Genomic DNA, 20982 nt, shown 5'->3' with positions numbered 1-20982 from the left:
ACAACGTTTCGTCACTAAGTTGTCATAACCCTACAGATTTCACAGAAAAACTGGAGAAGTTAATGAAAGCCATTTTGTCTCGTGCAACCCTGGCCAGCCTGCTGCTGGGGGCTTCAATGCTGGCGTCTGCCGCAGATATCCCACGTACACCGGCGCCAAAGGGTGCTGAAGTGTTCATTGTTTCACCCAAGGATGGTGCTACGGTCGATAAGACCTTCACCGTCGAGTTCGGCATCAAAGGCATGGACCTGGAACCCATCGACAAACAGGTGCCAGGCGCAGGCCATCACCACCTGCTGGTCGACCAGACCCAATTGCCTGACCCAAGCCAGCCGATTCCGGCCACCGATACCGTGATTCACTTCGGCAAGGCGCAAACCAAGACCGAGCTGACCCTGGCCCCAGGCAAGCACACCCTGCAACTGGTGGCGGGCGATAACCTGCATCGTCAGTTCGAGCCTACTGTAGCCTCAAAAGTGATCACCGTTACCGTCAAGTAAGATTTGTTCAGACGAAAAAAAGGGAGCCCCGAGGGGCTCCCTTTTTCGTACACGCTTGAAACCTTAGAACAATACGCGGCTACGAATAGTGCCGCTGATGTGCTGCAGCTTCTCTTGCGCCAGGTCCGAGTATTCGGCGTCGACGTCGATCACCACGTAGCCGACCTTCTCGTTGGTCTGCAGGAACTGACCGGAGATGTTGATGCCGTTTTCCGCGAAAACCTTGTTGATCTCCATCATCACACCCGGGATGTTCTGGTGGATGTGCAGCAGGCGGTGCTTGCCAGGGTGAGCCGGCAGGGCCACTTCCGGGAAGTTGACCGAGGACACCGACGTACCGTTGTCGCTGTACTTGACCAGCTTCTCTGCCACTTCCAGGCCGATGTTGGCCTGGGCTTCAGCGGTGGAACCGCCGATGTGCGGGGTCAGGATCACGTTGTCCAGGCCGCGCAGCGGGCTTTCGAAGATGTCGTCGTTGGAGCGCGGCTCCACCGGGAACACATCGATGGCGGCGCCGATCAGGTGCTTGTCCTTGATCGCGTCGGCCAGGGCATCCAGCTCGACCACGGTGCCGCGCGCGGCGTTGATCAGGATCCCGCCCTTCTTGATGGCGCGGATTTCTTTCTCGCCGATCATCCACTGGGTCTCAGCGGTTTCCGGCACGTGCAGGGTAACGATGTCGGACATGCCCAGCAGTTCGGTCAGGCTCGACACCTGGGTGGCGTTGCCCAACGGCAGCTTGGTCAGGGTGTCGTAGAAGAACACCTGCATGCCCAGGCCTTCAGCCAGTACCGACAGTTGGGTACCAATGGAGCCGTAACCGACGATACCCAGCTTCTTGCCGCGGATTTCGAAGGAGTTGGCCGCGCTCTTGATCCAGCCGCCACGGTGGCAGGAAGCGTTCTTCTCAGGGATACCGCGCAACAGCAGGATGGCTTCCGCCAACACCAGCTCCGCCACGGAACGGGTGTTCGAGTACGGGGCGTTGAACACCGCGATACCGCGCTCGCGCGCTGCATTGAGGTCGACCTGGTTGGTGCCGATGCAGAAACAGCCGACCGCCACCAACTTCTTGGCGTGGTCGAAGATCTCTTCGGTCAACTGGGTGCGGGAGCGAATGCCGATAAAGTGCGCGTCGGCGATCTTTTCCTTGAGCTGGGATTCCGGCAGAGAACTGGTGATGTACTCAATGCTGGTGTACCCGGCGGCCTTTAGGACGTCGACGGCCGATGGGTGGACGCCTTCCAGAAGAAGGAACTTGATCTTGCTCTTATCGAGAGAAGTCTTGCTCATCTGCGTAAACCTGTATCCCGGAGAAAAATGGCAGGGAATCGGATCGCTTAAGCTGACCCGGACGGCAGGAAAGCCGTCACCGCAGAAACGCCCTTGGGCTCTGTCCTGCGGGGGCGGTATGCTAGCATACGCGCCCCGCTAAACACTCATTCCTGCGACGTGAAGCGTTCTCAGGATGACCATGAATTGTTCGAGAGTTCTGTCGATGACCCATCCTGCCCTGATTGATGAGCTAAAGACCCTGGTTGAGCCCGGCAAAGTGCTGACCGATGCCGACTCCCTGGAGGCTTACGGCAAGGATTGGACCAAGCACTTCGCCCCCGCGCCGACCGCTATCGTCTTCCCCAAGACCATTGAACAGGTGCAGGCCATTGTCCGCTGGGCCAACACGCACAAGGTGGCGCTGGTGCCATCCGGTGGGCGTACCGGTCTGTCGGCGGCCGCCGTGGCGGCCAATGGCGAAGTGGTGGTGTCGTTCGACTATATGAACCAGATCCTCGACGTGAACCTCACCGATCGCACCGCCGTGTGCCAGCCGGGTGTGGTCACCAAGCAGTTGCAGAACGTCGCCGAAGAAAACGGCCTGTACTACCCGGTGGACTTCGCCTCGTCCGGTTCCAGCCAGATTGGCGGCAATATCGGCACCAATGCCGGCGGGATCAAGGTCATTCGCTACGGCATGACCCGTAACTGGGTGGCGGGCATGAAGGTCGTCACCGGCAAGGGCGATGTGCTGGAACTGAACCGCGACTTGATCAAGAACGCCACCGGCTACGACATGCGCCAGCTGTTTATCGGCGCCGAAGGCACCCTGGGCTTTGTGGTCGAAGCCACCATGCGCCTGGACCGGGCGCCGAAAAACCTCACCGCCATGGTGTTGGGCACTGCTGACTTCGACTCGATCATGCCGGTACTGCACGCGTTCCAGAGCAAGCTGGACCTGACCGCCTTTGAGTTCTTTTCCGACAAGGCATTGGCCAAAGTCCTCGGCCGTGGCGATGTGCCGGCACCGTTCGACACCGAGTGCCCGTTCTACGCCCTGCTGGAATTTGAAGCCACTACCGAAGAAGTGGCCAACCACGCCCTGGAAACTTTCGAACATTGCGTCGAGCAGGGCTGGGTGCTGGATGGCGTGATGAGCCAGAGCGAAACCCAGTTGCACAACCTGTGGAAGCTGCGCGAGTACATCTCCGAGACCATCTCCCACTGGACGCCGTACAAGAACGACATCTCGGTCACCGTGTCGAAAGTGCCGGCATTTCTTAAGGAAATCGATGCGATCGTCGGCGAACACTACCCAGACTTCGAAATTGTCTGGTTCGGCCATATCGGTGATGGCAACTTGCACTTGAACATCCTCAAGCCGCAAAACCTGTCCAAGGACGAGTTCTTCGCCAAGTGCGCCACCGTCAACAAGTGGGTGTTCGAGACCGTCGAGAAGTACAACGGCTCGATCTCCGCCGAGCATGGCGTGGGCATGACCAAGCGCGACTACCTGACGTACAGCCGTTCCCCGGTTGAAATCGAATATATGAAGGCAGTGAAAGCGGTGTTCGACCCGAACGGGATCATGAACCCGGGCAAGATCTTCGCTGTTTAACCATCACGAAAGAGGAAGCGGGCCATGAGCTATCAGCACAAGTACGTCGACGGCACCAACATCCACTTTCCACTGGGTAAAGTGGTCTGCATCGGGCGCAACTACGCCGAACACGCGAAGGAACTGGATAACCCGGTGCCGACCGAGCCTCTGCTGTTTATCAAGCCGGGCAGTTGCGTGGTGCCGTTGGAAGGCGGCTTTGCCATTCCAGCCGAGCGCGGTTCGGTGCATTACGAAGCGGAAATCGCGGTGCTGATCGGCAAACCCCTGTCGAAAACCCCGAGCCGTGAAGAAGTGCTGGACGCCATCTCCGGCTTCGCCCCGGCCCTGGACCTGACCTTGCGCGACAAGCAGGCCGAACTCAAGGCCAAGGGCCTGCCGTGGGAAATCGCCAAGTCCTTCGACGGCGCGGCAGTCATTGCCCCGTTCGTGGTGGGCAGCACCTTCCCGGACTTTACCGATATCGGCATTCGCCTGACCATCAATGGCCAGGTGCGCCAGGACGGTAACAGCGCGCAGATGCTCAACCCGATCGTGCCGATGATCCAGCACATGGCCGGTTGCTTCTCGCTGCAGGCCGGGGATGTGATCCTGACCGGCACCCCTGTGGGCGTGGGCCCGCTGCAAGTAGGTGACGAACTGGTGCTGGAACTGCCGGGTGTCAGTCGCTTCGAAAGCGCCGTACGCTAACCCCATCCCTCTGTAGGAGCCGGCTTGTGTGGGAGCTGGCTTGCCTGCGATAGCATCCCCGCGGTGTGCCTGATACACCACGGTGCTTGCATCGCGGGCAAGCCCGGCTCCCACACAAGCTTGTACACAGATTATTTGTGCGTGCTGCGCACATCGGGGTTTTGCATTTTTTTCACACGCCATCCGGATAATCCTCGGCCATATGGCACCCAGGCGCTCTGAGCCCTGGGCCATCACCGACAGCCGATTATCTGGAATGCCTCCATGGCCGTACCCCTTTCTTCTGCGAATCCCACCCCGCGCCCGCGCCTGAATATGCGCTGGTACTCCTGGCTGTTGCTGGCCGGGGTGATCATGTATGGGGTTTCCTGGTTGATGCACTGGGATGACCGGGGCGCGTTATGGGTGTTGGAGCGCTTTGAAAGCCCGGTCGAACGCCGAGAAAGCGTCTGGCTTCCGGACTACCAGACGGTGATCGACGCCAAGCCATTGCCCGGCATGGAAAAGGACGAAGCGTCGGACCTGGCCTACAACCCGCAGACCAAAACCTTATTCGCAGTGATGGGCCGCAACCCGTTCCTGGTGGAACTCAGCCTGCAGGGCGATGTGCTGCGCAAGATTCCCCTGGTGGGCTGGAGCAACCCGGAAGGCGTGACGGTCATGGAAAACGGCGTGATAGGCATCGTGGATGAGCGCAGGCACAACGTGACGCTGGTCAAGGTGGATGCCGACACCCACGAACTGGCTTTCGCCGACTTCCCAAGCTACGACCTGGGCCCCTCCGAGAACCAGAACAAGGCATTCGAGGCCATCACCTGGGACAAACGCAATCAACAGCTGGTGCTGGGTATCGAGCGCCCGGCGCAGTTGTTTACCTGGGCCAGCGATGGCGGCCAGGTCCTGGCGGGCGACAAGCGGAAGTTGCCCAGCTCCGAACTGGATATCCGCAACCTCTCGGCCTTGAGTGTCGATCCGCGTACCGGCCACCTGTTGGTGCTGTCCGCCGACTCTCATCTGCTGCTGGAGCTGGACGAAAAGGGTCAGCAGGTCAGCTTCATGACCGTGCTGGGCGGCTTCAATGGCCTGAAAAGCACGATCCCCCGCGCCGAAGGCGTAACCATGGACGAAAACGGCACGCTGTACATGGTCAGCGAGCCCAATCTGTTTTATCGGTTCGATAAGCAGAAATAGCTGATTGATTACGTCGGACTCTTCTCTATGCGCGGCATTCCCCAGACATTGAGCTGCGTTTAAGTTTAAATTCAGACGGCTGTGATATTCATTTGCCAGTTTTGACTTTGAGCCAGCCTCCATGCGCCGATTTGCCCGCCCCAAACCTGCCCTTCTTATCCTACTGTTGATCGCCCTGGTTGCCGTGGGCGTGGTTGCCCAGCAGTTTCGTTTATTCGAGCGCGCCTGGTTCAACTGGCAGACCTGGCGCCAGCCGCTGGATGAACGCTCCATTGGCCTGGCGGACTATGAGGTGGTGCTGGAAGCCCAGGTGATTGAGGGCCTGGATGATGATGTCTCGGCGTTGACCTACGACCCGGTGCGCAAGAGCCTGTTTACCGTGACCAATCAAAACGCCGAACTGGTTGAACTGTCCCTGGACGGCAAGATCCTGCGGCGTATCAACCTGGTGGGGTTTGGCGATGCCGAAGCGGTGGAGTTCATCAGCGAGAACACCTATGTGGTCAGCGATGAGCGCCAGCAGCGGCTGATCAAGATTCACCTGGAGGACGACACGCAGTTTCTCGACGCGGCCGAGGCCGAGCAGATGACCCTGGGTGTGCACCTGAAGGGCAATAAAGGCTTTGAAGGGCTGGCCTATGACTCGGTGGGCAAGCGCCTGTTTGTCGCCAAGGAGCGGGACCCGATGCTGATCTACGAAGTGCACGGCTTTCCCCATTTCAAACCGGAAAAAACCTACTCGGTCCACGTAGTCAACAACCCCCGACGCGATGCCGGGCTGTTTGTACGCGACCTGTCCAGCCTGCAATACGATGAGCGCAGCGGCCATTTACTGGCGCTGTCCGATGAGTCGTACCTGGTGCTGGAACTGGATATCGACGGTCGCCCCTTGAGCAGCTTGTCGCTGCTCAAGGGGCGCAATGGCTTGAAAAAACGCGTGCCCCAAGCCGAGGGTATCGCCATGGATGACGATGGCACGTTGTACCTGGTGAGTGAGCCGAACCTGTTCTATGTCTTCAAGAAAAAGCCCGAGCAGCGGTAGGCGCGGGTCAGAACATCCACTGCACACCCAGCGAATAGCCGGTCTGGCTGCCTTCGGCATGGCCCAGGCGGCCGTTCACTTCGGCGTACACCCCAAGCTGTGGGGTGATCGCCAATTGGCTGCCGACCTGCGCGCGGCCGAAACTCTTGTCCACTGAACCCAGGCGTGCGGTGCGGGCCTGGCCGTCGGCGCGGGCGGTCAGGTCGAGGTCGTCGAGGCGGCCGTCGGCCAATTCCTTGACCCAGGCGATGTCGCCGTAGGGCATCAGGCTCAGGCCGTAAGGCAGGGCCACGGCACCGCGCACACGCCAGCCGAGGCTGGCTTCAAGGGAGTCGAAGGATTGCTCTTCATATTCGAGGGCGGTGCGCAGGTTCTGCTTCTCGTGGAACTTGTCGATGCGCGAGTGGCTGTAATCGAGCCCGGCAAACGGCCCGGTCTTGATCGCGCCCAGATCGAAGTCATAACCGCCGAGCACTCGGGCACCCAGGGACAGGGCGTCGGTCTCGCCAGTCAGTTGCTGGTTAAGCAGCACGGGGCCACCATTGGCCTGGATCAGCAGGTTGCGTTTTGAGTCGAAGCTGCTGTGGCCCACGCTCAGGTCACCGGCCAGCCAGGTCGGGCCGCCATCGTTCAACAGGGCGTAGACCGCAGCTTGCCAGGTGTCGCTTTGCAGCTTGCCACGGTGTTCCAGCTTGTCGCGGCCGTTGAGGTAGCTGAGGCTGGCGCCGATGTTCAGGCTGCTGCTCAGTTGATAGTCGCCCAGGGCATGCAGGCCCAGGCGCCGGGCCTCGGGGTTGGGGGCGGTGTCGAAGCCGCTGTCCGGGTTGTATTCGCCGTCCACGCCGATCTCGCCATCGAAACTGCCCACTTCACGGCTGGCCGATTGCAGGGTCAGCCAGCGCCGGTCATGCAGGCGCACCATGGCCTGGTGCTGGCGCTGCAGGTTGTCCTGCATATTGCGCGCAACTGCGCCGCCCGAGGTGGTGGAAGCCATCAAGTCGGCATTGGTCAGCTCCAGCACCAGGCGGCTGAGCAGGCGCGAATAGTCGCGCAGGCGCTGGTCGATGCGTTCCTGGCCGAAGGCGTTGGTCAGGACTGTCTTGTTGTCTTCATCGGGGTCGTGCCAGGTCGAGCCGCCGGGGATCGCCGGGTTGTCGGTCTGGGTGTAGCCGTCCAGGGCACCCAGTTCCCAGTTGGTGGCTTCCACATACAGGATTGGGATATTGAGCCCCTCGAAGGCTTCGCCGTCACTGCAACAGCCGGTGCCGGCGGGGTATTGCGCGTCCAGGCCGGGGTTGGTGAACAGGTTGATGTTCAGCTCCTTGGCGATCTGGAAGGTGTGCTCGCGCAATGAGGCGAGGGCCGGGTTGGCGGTGCTGTTCTGGCCGGCGTGGGCGTACATCATGTCGCCGGTGATCAGGCTGTCGAGGTTGATCATGGCCAGCATATTGGCGCGCTGGCTGGCGCTCAACGAATCGACAAAGGCCCTGGAGCCACGCAAGCCTTCCTCTTCGGCGCCGAAGCCGACGATCTGCAAGCCGTTTTCCAGTTGCAGGCCGCCGAGGTTCTTCGCCACTTCGGTCAGCACGCTGGCGCCTGAACCGTTGTCGTCCAGGCCTTGCAGGGCCGGGCGGCCGAAGTAGGTATCGAAGTGCGCGCCAATCACCACGTACTGCGGTTTGGTGCCGGCGGCGTAGGCCACCACGTTCTGCGAGGCGCGGCTGCCGCCATTCCAGGTGAAATCCTGGCGGCTGATGTCATAGGCGCTGCCCATCTGGCTCTGCATCCAGTCGGCGGCCCCGGCGAAGTTGGCCGTGCCGCGATAGCGGCCGGGGTAGTCGGTGATCAGCTTTTCCAGGGTGACATTGGCGTGCTCGCCATAGTCGTAGGCATGGGATTGAGTCGACAGCAGGGCACAGGCAACGCTGACAGCGAGGGCTAGGGGCTTGATCACAAGGTCTTCCTTGAGGTGGTTGAGGGAGTGGCTCGGCGGGACCGACTGCACAATGCGCGCCTCATTCCATGGGGCAAGCGCGAATTGGCGCGTTGTTGGAAGTGGGGGTCGCCTGGCTATAAGTTGTAACGGATTTGATACCAGATGCGGCGGGGGCTGCCGTGACCTGGCGCACAGATTGGGGCAGGCGGGGGAGGGGATGCTGCGAAAAGTAGCGGTTTTGTTACATGTCCATCGGATGGAGCGCGGTCAAAAATGTGGGAGCGGGCTTGCTCGCGAATGCGGTGTGTCAGCTAGCAAAATCGGTGACTGGCACACCGTATTCGCGAGCAAGCCCGCTCCCACAGGGGTTCTGTGTGTACTTAGGCCTTGAGGGTCTTCACGCCTTCACGGGTCCCCAGCAGCAGCACATCAGCAGGCCGTGCCGCAAACAAGCCATTGGTCACCACACCGACGATGGCATTGATCTGGGTCTCCAGCTCCACCGGGTTGGTGATCTGCATGTTGAACACGTCGAGGATGATGTTGCCGTTATCGGTCAGCACACCTTCGCGGTACACCGGGTCGCCGCCCAGTTTCACCAGCTCGCGAGCCACGTGGCTGCGGGCCATGGGGATCACTTCGACGGGCAGCGGGAAGTTGCCCAGGACCGGGACCAGCTTGCTGGCGTCGGCGATGCAGATAAAGGTCTTGGCCACGGCCGCGACGATCTTCTCGCGGGTCAGGGCTGCGCCGCCGCCCTTGATCAGGTTCAGGTGCTCGTCGCTTTCATCGGCGCCGTCGACGTAGAACTCCAGGTCGCTCACGGTATTGAGCTCGTACACCGGAATGCCATGGCCCTTGAGGCGCGCGGCGGTGGCTTCGGAGCTGGCCACGGCGCCGTCGAATGCGCCCTTGTGCAAGGCCAGCGCGTCAATGAAGCAATTGGTGGTGGAGCCGGTGCCGACGCCGACGATGCTTTTATCGTCGAGTTTAGGAAGGATTAAATCGACGGCGGCCTGGGCCACTGCCTGTTTGAGTTGATCCTGGGTCATGCGGGCTCCGGAACGGGCGGGGAGTAAAGAGGGGCGCGAGTATAACCCAACAAAACCTCTGGATTCGTGTGGTCGTCCGGCCAAAAGGCGGGTTAGACTCCTCGGCCCTGCCCAACCCGCCCAGTGATGCTTTCCGATGCTCGAACAGTACGTCAAAAAGATCCTCACCTCGCGCGTTTACGACGTTGCCGTGGAAACCCCGTTGCAGACCGCCCGCCAGCTCTCCGAGCGCCTGGGCAACAAGGTCTGGCTCAAGCGCGAAGACTTGCAGCCGGTGTTTTCCTTCAAGATTCGCGGCGCCTACAACAAGTTGACCCAACTGACGGCCGAAGAACGCGCCCGTGGCGTGGTCACCGCCTCGGCGGGTAACCATGCCCAGGGCCTGGCCCTGGCGGCCAAGGTGCTGGGGGTCAAGGCCACGATCGTGATGCCCAAGACCACCCCGGAAATCAAAGTCGAAGGCGTACGCTCCCGTGGCGGCAAAGTGGTGCTGCATGGCGACTCCTTTCCGGAAGCGCTGGCGTATTCGCTGAAGCTGGTCGACGAAAAAGGCTACGTCTACATTCACCCTTACGATGATCCGCACACCATTGCCGGGCAGGGCACCGTGGCGATGGAGATCCTGCGCCAGCACCCGGGGCCGCTGGACGCGATTTTCGTCCCGGTGGGCGGTGGTGGTCTGATTGCCGGTATCGCGGCGTATGTGAAGTACCTGCGCCCGGAGATCAAGATCATCGGTGTCGAGCCGGACGACTCCAATTGCCTGCAGGCTGCCATGGCCGCGGGCGAGCGCGTGGTGCTGCCGGCCGTGGGGATCTTTGCCGATGGCGTGGCGGTGGCGCAGATCGGCCAGCACACCTTCGATATCTGCAAGGACTACGTGGATGAAGTGATCACCGTCAGCACCGATGAAATCTGCGCGGCGATCAAGGATATCTACGACGACACCCGCTCCATCACCGAGCCTGCAGGGGCATTGGGCGTGGCGGGGATCAAGAAGTATGTAGAAACCCGTGGTGTCAGCGGCCAGACCTTTGTCGCCATTGATTCCGGGGCCAACGTCAACTTCGACCGCCTGCGCCATGTGGCCGAGCGCGCCGAGTTGGGTGAAGGTCGCGAGGCGATCATTGCCGTGACCATTCCCGAGCGCCCGGGCAGCTTCAAGGCCTTCTGCGAGGCTGTGGGCAAGCGCCAGATCACCGAATTCAACTACCGCTACCATTCCGGCAGCGAAGCGCACATTTTTGTCGGGGTGCAGACCCACCCGGAAACCGACCCGCGCAGCGCGCTGATTGCCAGCCTGAGCGAGCAGGGTTTCCCGGTGCTGGACCTGACCGAGAACGAACTGGCCAAGTTGCACATTCGCCATATGGTCGGCGGCCACGCGGCGCACGTCAGCAATGAACTGGTGTTCCGCTTCGAGTTCCCGGAGCGTCCGGGGGCCTTGTTCAACTTTCTTAACAAATTGGGCGGGCGCTGGAACATCTCGATGTTCCACTATCGCAACCACGGCGCGGCCGACGGCCGTGTGGTCGCCGGGCTGCAAGTGCCGGCCAACGAGCGCCATCTGGTGCCGGCGGCGTTGGCAGCGATTGGTTACCCGTATTGGGATGAAAGCGACAACCCGGCCTATCAGCTGTTCCTCGGTTGAGCGACTACGCTGATTGGGCGGCCTTTAAGGAATCGAGAGCATGGAATATCTGACAACCCTCAAGACGATCCACATGGTGGCAACGGTGCTGCTGTTGGCCAGTGGCCTGGCCCTGGCCGTGCTGAGCTGGCGCAAGCGCGCCGCTGGCCCGGCGGTTACGTTGCATCGGCCATGGCTGTTTGTCTGGTTGTTGATGGGCGTAAGCCTGGTGAGCATGCCGTTTACCGGCTGGTGGCTGGTGCACCTGGTCGGCTGGCCGTTGGGGCAGACGTGGATCCTGGGTTCCAGCGTGATCTACAGCGTCGCGGCGCTGGCCTGGTTCTGGCTGGTGGTGCGCCTCAATCGCCTGCGGCTGGGCGGTACGGGCAGTGCGAAGTTCACCCTGGCCCTGGCGATTGTCAGCCTGGTGGGGTTTGTGGCGATTGCCGGGTTGATGGGCGCCAAACCCGTTTAAGGCTGGAAACCGGGTCGCCTTCATTCGCGAGCAAGCCCGCTCCCACATTCGACTGCATTCCAAAGGTGGAACCCGATCAAATGTGGGAGCGGGCTTGCTCGCGAAAGCTTTATCAGCCGCGTAGGCTAATCACCGGCCAACCACGCTTCTGGGCCTCGGCCCGCAGATTTGCATCCGGATCCACTGCCACCGGGTGAGTCACCTGCTCCAGCAGCGGCAGGTCATTCATCGAATCGCTGTAAAAATAGCTGTCTTGCAGGCTAAAGCCGGTTTCTTCCAGCCACCGATTCAAGCGCGTCACCTTGCCCTCACGGAAGCACGGTACATCGGTGCTGCGCCCGGTGTAGCGGCCATCGGCCATCTCGCATTCGGTGGCGATCAGGGTTTCAACCCCCAAACGTGCGGCAATCGGCGCGGTGACAAAGCGGTTGGTGGCGGTGATGATCACCAGCGTGTCACCGGCGGCGCGGTGTTTGGCCAGCAGTTCCACGGCCTGGGGCAGGATGATCGGCTCGATGCAGTCGCGCATGAAGTCGCGGTGCCATTCGTCGAGCTGGGCCATCTCGGTGCTGCCGAGGATTTCCAGGCTGAAGTTCAGGTACGCGGCGTTATCCAGCTTGCCGGCCAGGTAATCCTGGTAGAACTCGTCGTTGCGGGTCTTGTAGGCAACGGCATCGAGGATGCCGCGTTCACACAGGTAATCACCCCAGGCGTGGTCACTGTCGCCGCCCAAAAGCGTGTTGTCCAAGTCGAATAAAGCCAGGCGCATTGCGGTTACTCGCTGAAAAGTCTGTAAAAAGGCGTCCAGAATACGGTCTTTTCACAAGAGTGCACATAAGGTAAGCAGCCTCGTTGCCGCTGCAACAAGCTTTGTGGAACAATGCGGCGACATGCGTTTGCGAGGTTGTTGCCGTGATCGACCCCGATGGTTTCCGTCCAAATGTCGGGATTATTCTTACGAATGATGCCGGACAGGTGCTATGGGCTCGCCGAATCAACCAAGATGCCTGGCAGTTTCCCCAGGGTGGGATCAACCCCGACGAAACCCCTGAAGACGCCCTGTACCGTGAGTTGAACGAAGAAGTCGGCCTGGAGCGCGAAGATGTGCAAATTCTGGCCTGTACCCGAGGCTGGTTGCGCTATCGTTTGCCGCAACGCCTGGTGCGTACCCACAGCCAACCGCTGTGCATCGGCCAGAAGCAAAAGTGGTTTCTCCTGCGCCTGATCTCCAACGAGCAGCGGGTGCGGATGGATTTGACCGGTAAACCGGAGTTCGATGGCTGGCGCTGGGTCAGTTATTGGTATCCGTTGGGCCAGGTGGTGACATTCAAGCGCGAGGTTTATCGTCGCGCTCTCAAAGAGCTTGCCCCGCGCCTTTTATCGCGCGACTGACGACGGAGTTCGACCCCGAGCCATGCTCAATACGCTGCGCAAGATCGTCCAGGAAGTTAACTCCGCCAAGGATCTCAAGGCGGCGTTGGGGATTATTGTGTTGCGCGTCAAGGAAGCCATGGGCAGCCAGGTCTGCTCGGTTTACCTGCTGGACCCCGAGACCAACCGTTTTGTGCTGATGGCCACGGAGGGCTTGAACAAGCGCTCCATCGGCAAGGTCAGCATGGCGCCCAATGAAGGTCTGGTGGGCCTGGTGGGGACGCGTGAAGAACCCCTGAACCTTGAAAACGCGGCCGATCACCCGCGTTATCGCTACTTTGCCGAAACCGGTGAAGAGCGCTACGCCTCATTCCTCGGCGCACCGATCATCCACCACCGCCGCGTTGTCGGCGTATTGGTCATCCAGCAGAAAGAGCGCCGCCAGTTCGATGAAGGTGAAGAAGCCTTCCTCGTGACCATGAGTGCGCAGTTGGCCGGGGTGATCGCCCATGCCGAAGCCACCGGCTCGATTCGCGGCCTGGGGCGCCAGGGCAAGGGGATCCAGGAAGCCAAGTTCGTCGGCGTGCCGGGTTCACCGGGCGCGGCGGTCGGTACTGCGGTGGTCATGCTGCCCCCGGCCGACCTGGACGTGGTGCCGGACAAGTCCGTCGACGACATCGACGCAGAAATCAAACTGTTCAAGACCGCCCTGGAAGGCGTGCGCGCCGACATGCGCAACCTGTCGACCAAGCTGGCCACCCAGCTGCGCCCCGAGGAACGGGCGCTGTTCGACGTGTACCAGATGATGCTCGACGACGCGTCCCTGGGTAACGAAGTCAAGACCGTGATCAAGACCGGCCAGTGGGCCCAGGGCGCGCTGCGCCAGGTGGTCACCGATCACGTCAACCGCTTTGAACTGATGGACGACGCCTACCTGCGCGAGCGCGCATCGGATGTGCGCGACCTCGGTCGGCGCCTGCTGGCCTACCTGCAGGAAGACCGCACCACCAACCTGGTCTACCCCGACAACACCATCCTGATCAGTGAAGAACTGACTGCCACCATGCTTGGCGAAGTGCCGGAAGGCAAACTGGTGGGCCTGGTCTCGGTGTTGGGCTCGGGCAACTCCCACGTGGCGATCCTGGCCCGGGCCATGGGCATCCCGACGGTGATGGGCCTGGTGGACCTGCCGTATTCCAAGGTCGACGGCATCTCGATGATCGTCGACGGGCACCGTGGTGAGGTGTATACCAACCCCAGCGAAGTGCTGCGCAAGCAATACGCCGAAATCGTCGAGGAGGAGCGCCAGCTGTCCCAGGGGCTCGATGCCCTGCGCGAACTGCCCTGCGTGACCCTCGACGGCCACCGTGTACCGCTGCTGGTCAATACTGGCCTGCTGGCGGACGTGGCGCGTGCGCAACAACGTGGCGCTGAAGGGGTGGGCCTGTACCGCACCGAAGTGCCGTTCATGATCAACCAACGTTTCCCGAGCGAGAAGGAGCAGCTGGCGATTTATCGCGAGCAACTGTCCGCCTTCCATCCGTTACCGGTGACGATGCGCAGCCTGGATATCGGCGGCGACAAGTCACTGTCTTATTTCCCCATCAAGGAAGACAACCCCTTCCTTGGCTGGCGCGGTATCCGCGTTACCCTCGACCACCCCGAAATCTTCCTCGTCCAGACCCGCGCCATGCTCAAGGCCAGCGAAGGCCTGAACAACCTGCGCATCCTCCTTCCGATGATCTCCGGCACCCACGAGCTGGAAGAAGCCCTGCACCTGATCCACCGGGCCTGGGGCGAAGTGCGCGACGAAGGCGCCGACGTGCCGATGCCGCCGGTTGGCGTGATGATCGAAATCCCGGCAGCGGTGTACCAGGCCAAGGAATTGGCACGGCAGGTGGACTTCCTGTCGGTGGGCTCCAACGACCTGACCCAATACCTGCTGGCCGTGGACCGCAACAACCCACGGGTGGCCGACCTCTACGACTACCTGCACCCGGCGGTGCTGCAAGCCTTGCAGAACGTGGTGCGCGACGCCCATGCCGAAGGCAAGCCGGTGAGTATCTGTGGGGAAATGGCCGGTGATCCGGCGGCGGCGGTGCTGTTGATGGCCATGGGCTTTGACAGCCTGTCGATGAACGCCACCAACCTGCCAAAGGTCAAGTGGATGCTGCGCCAGATCAACCTGAGCAAGGCCAAGGATCTGCTGGCGGAATTGATGACCATCGACAACCCGCAAGTTATCCACAGCTCGCTGCAGTTGGCCCTGAAAAGCCTGGGGTTGGCGCGGATGATCAATCCGTCTGCGACAAAAACCCTCTAGACCGAGGGGGGCCATCGCAGGCAAGCCAGCTCCCACACTTGGAATGCATTTCAAACGGTGGGAGCTGGCTTGCCTGCGATGACGGTGGCCCAGTCTCCACTAAATCCTCAGTTCCACCTCGCCCAGCCGCCCGCCATGGGGCCCAAAGCTGCGCTCAACCATGTGCCGCAGCCCATCGGCATGCACAATCAGCGCGGTACTCGCCCGCGTCCCGTAACTGGGGCTGGCGATAAACACACTCGATAACAGACTCTCCGTGGCCAACCCGACCCCGGTATCCGGCAGTTCGGCAAAGGGTGCGGTCTGCGGGTCGCTCAAAATCCCCAGCAAGGCTTCAGGCTGCGGATCATCCAGCACTTGGGCCAGTGCTGCCTTGGCCTTGAGCAGCTTTGGCCAGGGCGTATCCAGCCCGGCATTGGATAAGCCATAGATCCCGGCCGTCAGTTGGGTAGGCGTCGACTCATTGGCGTTGTAGTGCCACAGCTCTTGTGGCGTGCCAATCAGCAGGTTGAAGCCGGCATATTCAATTGATCTGCCGTTAACATCGGCTAAATAGTGGTCAATCGGCAGGGAACCGTGGAGAAAACGCGCCACCAACTCACCCCGGGACTTGCGCGCCGGTGGCTGGTGCGGGTCACGGATATTGGTCAGCGCGGCAAACCGTCCGTCGGCGCCGATCCCCAGCCAGGTGCCCCCGGCTTCCTGGTCGCGACCGGCATACACCTGCGGTGTATCGGGCCACTGGGCCAAGGGCAGGCTGGGCCGGGCGTAGAATTCGTCACGGTTGGCCGCGACGATCAGGGGCTGGGCATGGCCCGGCCGCCAGGCGAAAACAATCAGGCACATAAGGCGATCCTTTTGTGTTTTGCTCACTCTACCCATAGATCCGCCGGCTATCCATCGTATCCAAGTTGGGCCAGATGCCTCCCATCCGTTAACATGCCAGGCTGCTTGGCGCGGGTGCGAACTTCTTCATTTGATCGAGCCGCTGTAACGCAGGCTTAATCGTCCACCGGCAAGGTCCGTGCGCAATAACGAATGATTTAACGAGGAGTCGCAATGCTGCCTTACCCGCAGATCGACCCGGTGGCCCTGGCCATCGGTCCGCTGAAAATCCACTGGTACGGGTTGATGTACCTGATCGGCATCGGCGGCGCCTGGCTGTTGGCTTCCCGACGCCTGAACCGCTTTGACCCGACCTGGACCAAGGAGAAGCTCTCCGACATGGTGTTCTGGATGTCGATGGGCGTGATTGTCGGCGGGCGCCTGGGTTATGTGTTGTTCTACGACCTGAGCGCGTACCTGGCCAACCCGACCCTGATTTTCGAGGTGTGGAAGGGCGGCATGGCGTTCCACGGCGGTTTTATCGGCGTGATGCTCGCGGCCTGGTGGTTTGGCCGACGCAATGGCAAGTCATTCTTCCAACTGATGGACTTTATCGCGCCGATGGTGCCGATTGGCCTGGGTGCCGGGCGTATCGGTAACTTCATCAACGCCGAATTGTGGGGCAAACCGACCGACGTGCCGTGGGCCATGGTGTTCCCGCCGTTCAGCGACCCGGCGCAGTTGGCGCGCCATCCGTCGCAGTTGTACCAGTTCGCCCTGGAAGGCGTGGCGCTGTTCCTGATCCTCTACATCTACTCGCGCAAACCCCGTCCAACCATGGCGGTTTCGGGGATGTTCGCCCTGTTCTACGGGATTTTCCGTTTCATCGTCGAGTTCGTGCGGGTGCCGGATGCGCAGTTGGGCTACCTGGCGTTCGGCTGGCTGACCATGGGTCAGGTTCTCAGCATTCCGATGATTCTTGCTGGCCTGGGCCTGCTCTGGTGGGCTTACAACCGCCCGCAGGCGATCAAGACCAGCGCGCTATAAATTCGAACGTCGGGGCCTGAGGGCCTCGGCTTCACCGATACAGGTAATGTCATGAAGCAATATCTCGAGCTGGTTTCCCACGTCATCAACAACGGCACCAAGCAGGCCAACCGCACTGGCGTGAACACCATCAGCTTCCCCGGTGCGATGTTGCGCTTTGATCTGCAGGAAGGTTTCCCAGCCATCACCACTCGCAAAATGGCCTTCAAGTCGGCGATTGGCGAGATGTGTGGCTTTTTGCGTGGGGTGAATAACGCCGCCGAATTTCGCGCCCTGGGCTGCAAGGTGTGGGACCAGAACGCTAACGAAAACGCGCAGTGGCTGGCCAACCCGTTCCGCCAGGGCGAGGACGACCTGGGCGAGATCTACGGTGTGCAATGGCGCAAATGGCCGGCGTACAAGCAGATCCCGTTGAGTAACCAGGCCGCTATCGAGCAGACCCTGGCCCAGGGCTATCGCCAGATCGCCGAAGGCGAGGAAGACGGTCAGGCCTACGTGGTGCTGTACAAGGCCATCGACCAGATCCGCCAGTGCGTCGACACCATCATCAAGGACCCGGGCAGCCGGCGCATCCTGTTCCACGGCTGGAACTGCGCCCAGCTCGATGAAATGGCCTTGCCGCCGTGCCACCTGCTGTACCAGTTCCACCCGAATGTCGAGACCAGGGAGATTTCCCTGACCCTCTACATCCGCTCCAACGACCTGGGCCTGGGCACGCCGTTCAACCTCACCGAAGGCGCCGCACTGCTGAGCCTGATCGGTCGCCTGACTGGCTACACGCCGCGCTGGTTCACCTATTTCATCGGTGACGCGCACGTCTACGAAAACCACCTGGACATGCTCAACGAACAGCTCAAGCGCGAGCCTTTCGCCGCGCCGAAGCTGGTGATCAGCGAGCGCGTGCCGGAGTTTGCCAAGACCGGGGTGTACCAGCCGGAGTGGCTGGAGCTGATCGAGCCGAGCGATTTCTCGCTGGAAGGCTATGAGCACCATGCGCCGATGACGGCGCCGATGGCGGTCTAGTCGAGACCGCATCGTCTGCATCGCAGGCAAGCCAGCTCCCACATGTGACCGAGTACTCAGGCACATGTGGGAGCTGGCTTGCCTGCGATGGCGACAACTCAGTCACCCCATTATCTAATGCCCGTGACTACGACCCACATGTGAATGCTCCGCCTCACTGGCCGCCACACTCCCACTGACCTCCAGCCGCTGCAAAATCCCACACTGGTCGATCTCCGGCCCTTCGCCACAGCGCTGGCGCAGGTCGATCAACTGTTTCTGCAAGGCCAGCAACCCATCAATCCGCGCCTTGACGTGATGGATATGCTCGTCGATCAGCGCATTTACATTTTCACACTGGTCCTGGGGACTGTCGCGCAGGCCCAGCAGGCTGCGGATTTCCTCCAGGGTCATGTCCAGGCTGCGGCAGTTGCGGATAAACGTCAGGCGCTCGGTGTGGGCCTGGGTGTACAGGCGGTAGTTGCCCTCACTGCGCGCCGGTGGCGGCAGCAGGCCTTCCTTTTCGTAATAACGGATGGTTTCCACCGGGCAGTCGGTCAGTTTGGCCAATTCACCGATCTTCATCGCAGCAATCTCCAAAAGGGTGCTTGACCCTATAGTGGCTACAGGGTCTTTACTTGGCAACAGGCACCTTCATGGACGCGACACAATGAGCGAATCCCTGCGCACCCCGCACAAGCACGACCACAGCCACGATCATGATCACGACCATGATCATAGCCATCACGACCACGGCCATGATCATGACCACAGCCATCATGATCACGTGCAAAAGCTTGCCCCTGTGAAAGAGCATGATCATGGTGGCGGCTCCTGCTGTTCCGGCGCGGCAGCCCCCTCGTTGGTGACGTTGACGCAAACAACCAGCGCCAACGCGCGCCTGAGCACTTTCCGCATCGAGGCCATGGACTGCCCCACCGAGCAAACGCTGATCCAGAACAAACTGGGCAAGATGGCCGGTGTGCAGCAGTTGGAATTCAACCTGATCAACCGCATCCTCGGTGTCACCCACGACCTGCCGAGCACCGCGCCGATCGTCGAGGCCATCAAGTCCCTGGGCATGCAGGCCGATCCGATCGAGGAGGGCGTGCCGGCCGCCGCACCACCGGCCAAGAAGCACTGGTGGCCGCTGGCCCTGTCCGGCTTTTGCGCCCTGGCGGCGGAGGTGATCCATTTCACCGACGCGGCTCCGACCTGGGTGGTGGCACTGGTGGCGCTGGTGTCGATCCTCAGTGGCGGCCTCACCACCTACAAAAAGGGCTGGATTGCCCTGAAAAACCTCAACCTGAACATCAACGCGCTGATGAGCATCGCCGTGACCGGTGCGATCCTGATCGGCCAGTGGCCGGAAGCGGCGATGGTGATGTTCCTGTTTACCGTGGCCGAGTTGATCGAGGCCAAGTCCCTGGACCGTGCGCGCAATGCCATCAGTGGCTTGATGCAGATGACCCCGGAGCAGGCCACGGTGCGTCAGGCTGACGGTAGCTGGGTCGAACAAGAGGTCAAGACCATTGAACTGGGTGCCATCGTGCGGGTACGCCCCGGCGAGCGCATTGGTCTGGATGGTGAAGTCACCGCCGGCCAGTCCACTATCGACCAGGCGCCGATCACCGGCGAAAGCCTGCCGATCGAGAAAACCGTGGGCGATAAAGTCTTCGCCGGCACCATCAACCAGGCCGGTTCCCTGGAATACCGGGTGACCGCTGCCGCCAATAACTCGACCCTGGCGCGCATCATCCACGCAGTGGAACAGGCCCAGGGCTCGCGGGCGCCGACCCAGCGCTTTGTGGACAGCTTCTCGAAAATCTACACCCCGGCGGTGTTTCTGTTTGCCCTCGGTGTGGCCGTGATCCCGCCGCTGTTCATGGGCGCGGTGTGGTTTGACTGGATCTACCGCGCCCTGGTGCTGTTGGTGGTCGCGTGCCCTTGTGCCCTGGTGATTTCCACCCCGGTGACCATCGTCAGCGGCCTGGCGGCGGCGGCGCGCAAAGGCATCCTGATCAAGGGCGGCGTGTACCTGGAGGCCGGCTACAAGCTCGACTACCTGGCCCTGGACAAGACCGGCACCATCACCCACGGCAAGCCGGTGCAGACCGACTACCTGGCGTTGTTCCCCAATGTAGAAGACAACGCGCCGGCCCTGGCCGCCAGCCTGGCCGCGCGTTCCGACCACCCAGTGTCGCTGGCGATCGCCAATGCGGCTGTGGATAAAAAACTCCCGCTGCAGGTTGTGGATAACTTCGAAGCCCTGGCCGGGCGCGGGGTCCGTGGCGAGATCAACGGTGAGGTCTATCACCTGGGCAACCACCGCCTGGTGGAAGAGCTGGGCCTGTGCTCGCCGGCCCTTGAAGAAAAACTCTTCGCCCTGGAAAAACAAGGCAAGTCCGTGGTGCTGCTGCTCGACAAATCCGGCCCGCTGGCGCTGTTCGCCGTGGCCGATACGGTCAAGGACAGCAGTCGCGAAGCCATCCAGCAGTTGCACGACCTGGGCATCAAGACCCTGATGCTCACCGGCGACAACACCCACACCGCCCAGGCAATTGCCGCCCAGGTGGGCATCGACCAGGCCCAGGGCGATCTTTTGCCCACCGACAAGCTCAAGGCTATCGAGGACCTGTACGGGAAAAACCACCGGGTCGGCATGGTCGGCGACGGCATCAACGACGCCCCGGCCCTGGCCCGCGCCGAGATTGGCTTTGCCATGGCGGCAGCAGGCACCGACACGGCCATCGAGACCGCCGACGTGGCGCTGATGGACGATGATTTGCGCAAGATTCCGGCATTCATACGCTTGTCGCGACAAACGTCGAGTATCCTCAAGCAGAACATCGCCCTGGCGCTGGTGATCAAGGCGATCTTCCTGGCCGTCACCTTCATGGGCATGGCCACCATGTGGATGGCGGTGTTTGCTGACATGGGCGTGAGCCTGCTGGTGGTATTCAATGGTCTGCGCCTGTTGCGCAAATAGTCGATGAGAGGGTGGT

Annotated in this window: 18 protein-coding genes; 12 read left to right on the top strand and 6 right to left on the bottom strand. The window is 61.2% G+C overall.

Annotation, left to right across the window (positions count from 1 at the left end; genetic code table 11):
- The first annotated feature begins 62 nt into the window (after positions 1–62).
- The gene (locus tag PSH73_RS25115; protein ID WP_057440418.1) at positions 63–500 is read left to right on the top strand and encodes a DUF4399 domain-containing protein; all 438 of its coding nucleotides are present in this window, start codon (positions 63–65) and stop codon (positions 498–500) included.
- A 63-nt stretch (positions 501–563) separates the two neighbouring features.
- Here the strand turns inward: PSH73_RS25115 and serA are convergent, their stop codons facing one another.
- A complete protein-coding gene (gene serA / locus PSH73_RS25110; protein ID WP_029289418.1) occupies positions 564–1793 on the bottom strand; it encodes a phosphoglycerate dehydrogenase in 1230 nt (409 codons plus the stop codon).
- Between the two features lie 205 nt (positions 1794–1998).
- On the opposite strand from serA, the gene PSH73_RS25105 reads away from it, so the two are divergent.
- The 4 genes from PSH73_RS25105 (at position 1999) to PSH73_RS25090 (ending at position 6316) form a co-directional block, all read left to right on the top strand.
- A complete protein-coding gene (locus PSH73_RS25105) occupies positions 1999–3393 on the top strand; it encodes an FAD-binding oxidoreductase (protein WP_057960917.1) in 1395 nt (464 codons plus the stop codon).
- A 24-nt stretch (positions 3394–3417) separates the two neighbouring features.
- Positions 3418–4083 (top strand): fumarylacetoacetate hydrolase family protein, encoded by a 666-nt coding sequence (locus PSH73_RS25100; RefSeq protein ID WP_057440416.1) that lies wholly within the window; start codon positions 3418–3420, stop codon positions 4081–4083.
- Positions 4084–4347: 264 nt separating this feature from the next.
- Positions 4348–5274, top strand: coding sequence for an SdiA-regulated domain-containing protein (locus tag PSH73_RS25095; RefSeq protein ID WP_057960916.1), 927 nt, complete (start codon positions 4348–4350; stop codon positions 5272–5274).
- Between the two features lie 121 nt (positions 5275–5395).
- Positions 5396–6316: an SdiA-regulated domain-containing protein gene (locus PSH73_RS25090; protein WP_057960915.1), complete on the top strand. Its 921-nt coding sequence runs from the start codon at positions 5396–5398 to the stop codon at positions 6314–6316.
- Positions 6317–6323: 7 nt separating this feature from the next.
- Here PSH73_RS25090 and PSH73_RS25085 read toward each other — a convergent pair whose 3' ends face one another.
- Positions 6324–8270 carry an autotransporter domain-containing protein gene (locus tag PSH73_RS25085; RefSeq protein WP_057960914.1) on the bottom strand — a complete coding sequence of 649 codons (1947 nt, stop codon included), beginning with the start codon at positions 8268–8270 and terminating at the stop codon, positions 6324–6326.
- Between the two features lie 362 nt (positions 8271–8632).
- A complete protein-coding gene (gene rpiA / locus PSH73_RS25080; RefSeq protein WP_305461575.1) occupies positions 8633–9304 on the bottom strand; it encodes a ribose-5-phosphate isomerase RpiA in 672 nt (223 codons plus the stop codon).
- Positions 9305–9440: 136 nt separating this feature from the next.
- Here rpiA and ilvA point away from each other — a divergent pair, with 136 nt between their 5' ends.
- Both ilvA and PSH73_RS25070 read left to right on the top strand, forming a co-directional pair.
- Complete coding sequence (gene ilvA, locus PSH73_RS25075; protein WP_057440412.1) at positions 9441–10955, top strand: threonine ammonia-lyase, biosynthetic; 1515 nt, start codon at positions 9441–9443, stop codon at positions 10953–10955.
- A 40-nt stretch (positions 10956–10995) separates the two neighbouring features.
- Positions 10996–11409 carry a DUF2269 family protein gene (locus PSH73_RS25070; RefSeq protein ID WP_057960912.1) on the top strand — a complete coding sequence of 138 codons (414 nt, stop codon included), beginning with the start codon at positions 10996–10998 and terminating at the stop codon, positions 11407–11409.
- A 112-nt stretch (positions 11410–11521) separates the two neighbouring features.
- Here PSH73_RS25070 and PSH73_RS25065 read toward each other — a convergent pair whose 3' ends face one another.
- Positions 11522–12178, bottom strand: a complete 657-nt coding sequence (locus PSH73_RS25065; RefSeq protein ID WP_057440410.1) for an HAD family phosphatase — start codon at positions 12176–12178, stop codon at positions 11522–11524.
- 143 nt (positions 12179–12321) lie between these two features.
- On the opposite strand from PSH73_RS25065, the gene PSH73_RS25060 reads away from it, so the two are divergent.
- Together PSH73_RS25060 and ptsP are read left to right on the top strand one after the other, a co-directional pair.
- Positions 12322–12801 (top strand): RNA pyrophosphohydrolase, encoded by a 480-nt coding sequence (locus tag PSH73_RS25060; protein ID WP_053128161.1) that lies wholly within the window; start codon positions 12322–12324, stop codon positions 12799–12801.
- A gap of 22 nt (positions 12802–12823) precedes the next feature.
- Positions 12824–15103: a phosphoenolpyruvate--protein phosphotransferase gene (gene ptsP / locus PSH73_RS25055; protein WP_057960910.1), complete on the top strand. Its 2280-nt coding sequence runs from the start codon at positions 12824–12826 to the stop codon at positions 15101–15103.
- Between the two features lie 99 nt (positions 15104–15202).
- On the opposite strand, the gene PSH73_RS25050 is transcribed toward ptsP, so the two are convergent.
- Positions 15203–15949: an NRDE family protein gene (locus tag PSH73_RS25050; RefSeq protein ID WP_057440409.1), complete on the bottom strand. Its 747-nt coding sequence runs from the start codon at positions 15947–15949 to the stop codon at positions 15203–15205.
- 213 nt (positions 15950–16162) lie between these two features.
- Between PSH73_RS25050 and lgt the strand changes: the two genes are divergently transcribed.
- Complete coding sequence (gene lgt / locus PSH73_RS25045; RefSeq protein ID WP_057440408.1) at positions 16163–16975, top strand: prolipoprotein diacylglyceryl transferase; 813 nt, start codon at positions 16163–16165, stop codon at positions 16973–16975.
- 51 nt (positions 16976–17026) lie between these two features.
- Complete coding sequence (locus PSH73_RS25040) at positions 17027–17998, top strand: thymidylate synthase (RefSeq protein WP_057960909.1); 972 nt, start codon at positions 17027–17029, stop codon at positions 17996–17998.
- 114 nt (positions 17999–18112) lie between these two features.
- Here the strand turns inward: PSH73_RS25040 and cadR are convergent, their stop codons facing one another.
- Positions 18113–18562 (bottom strand): Cd(II)/Pb(II)-responsive transcriptional regulator, encoded by a 450-nt coding sequence (cadR, locus tag PSH73_RS25035; RefSeq protein ID WP_057440406.1) that lies wholly within the window; start codon positions 18560–18562, stop codon positions 18113–18115.
- 85 nt (positions 18563–18647) lie between these two features.
- Here cadR and PSH73_RS25030 point away from each other — a divergent pair, with 85 nt between their 5' ends.
- Positions 18648–20966: a heavy metal translocating P-type ATPase gene (locus PSH73_RS25030; RefSeq protein WP_057960908.1), complete on the top strand. Its 2319-nt coding sequence runs from the start codon at positions 18648–18650 to the stop codon at positions 20964–20966.
- Positions 20967–20982: the final 16 nt, after the last annotated feature.

This window comes from Pseudomonas sp. FP2294 (assembly GCF_030687625.1).
GTDB classification, from domain to species: Bacteria; Pseudomonadota; Gammaproteobacteria; order Pseudomonadales; family Pseudomonadaceae; genus Aquipseudomonas; species Aquipseudomonas shahriarae.
This window is presented reverse-complemented; position numbering and strand designations above follow the sequence as displayed.